The organism is Corynebacterium sp. AOP40-4SA-5 (assembly GCF_052377355.1).
Taxonomy (GTDB): domain Bacteria; phylum Actinomycetota; class Actinomycetes; order Mycobacteriales; family Mycobacteriaceae; genus Corynebacterium.
This window is the reverse complement of the sequence record NZ_JBQSWS010000059.1, coordinates 1-1100: the sequence shown is the minus strand read 5'-3', so window position 1 is coordinate 1100 and position 1100 is coordinate 1. Positions and strand designations below refer to the sequence as shown.

At 63.9% G+C, this 1100-nt stretch carries 1 protein-coding gene; it reads right to left on the bottom strand.

Annotated features, from left to right (window positions below):
- Positions 1 to 1029 (bottom strand): IS3 family transposase gene (locus ACT3S3_RS15250; protein WP_444627016.1). Its coding sequence is split into 2 segments (ribosomal slippage), with 1027 coding nucleotides annotated over them: positions 1 to 742 and positions 745 to 1029; the frame shifts between segments, so codons are not numbered across the junction. This gene is flagged as partial in the annotation.
- Positions 1030 to 1100 lie beyond the last annotated feature (71 nt).

The window sequence follows — 1100 nt, the reverse complement described above, 5'->3', positions numbered from 1 at the left end:
CGTTCTTCTGCAGGAGAGAGAAGAACGATTCCATCGCAGCATTGTCGCCGCTCGAACCCACCCTGCCCATAGAACCGACCATGTCGTGGCCGGCCAGAGCACGCAGGAACTTCCGGCTTCGAAATTGAGATCCTCTGTCCGAATGGACCACGCAACCGACGACGTCACCGCGCATCTGGACCGCGTTCTCAAGTGCTTGGACAGCCAGGCGGGACTTCATCCTGGAGTCGATGGAGTACCCGACGATGCGCCGGCTGAAGGCGTCTTTGATCGCACAGCAGTAGAGCTTGCCTTCCACGGTTCCGTGTTCCGTGATGTCCACGAGCCAGAGTTCATTCGCCCGCGTCGCAGCGAACACATGCCGGGTACGACCATGCTCACCGACCACGGCACAGAGATCGTCATGGGCGGGCGGACCAGGCTTCTTCCCGTTCTTGGCCCGTTTCTTCCCGAACACGGACCACCAGCCGTTGCTCGATGTGATCCGCCACGCGGTCCGGTCGGCCATCGGCTCACCCACATCGCGTGCTTCGTCGGCGAGGAGGCGGTGCCCGAACTCGGGGTCATCCTTGTGGGCGTCGAACAGCGCGTTCGCGCGATACGCCTCGACCACCTCGTTCGGGGTGACGGGGTCAGCCAGCCACCGGTAGTAGGGCTGGCGGGAGAGCTTGAGCACCCGACACGTCACCGTCACAGGGATCCCTGCGGCGGCGAGCTCTGTCACGAGCGGGTAGAACCTTTTGACGGCAGGTTCGCCTGCGACAGATACGCCGCCGCACGCCGCAGCACCTCGTTCTCCTGCTCGAGGAGCCGGTTGCGCTTCTTCAGCTCGCGGATCTGCGCCGCCTCGGTCCGTGACTGGCCGGGCGTGGTGCCCTCGTCACTCTCGGCGCGGCGCATCCACTTCGTGAGCGTCATCGGGTGGACCCCGAAGTCTTTCGCGATCTGCTCGATCGTCACTCCGGGCTCACGGTTTCTCGCGACGCGCACGACATCGTCGCGGAACTCCTGGGGATAGGGCTTGGTCATGACGATCATCCTTCCAGGCCGGCCTTCCCAGGCAAGCCAGATCACATGTCACCTATCCGTGCAGCAGACCC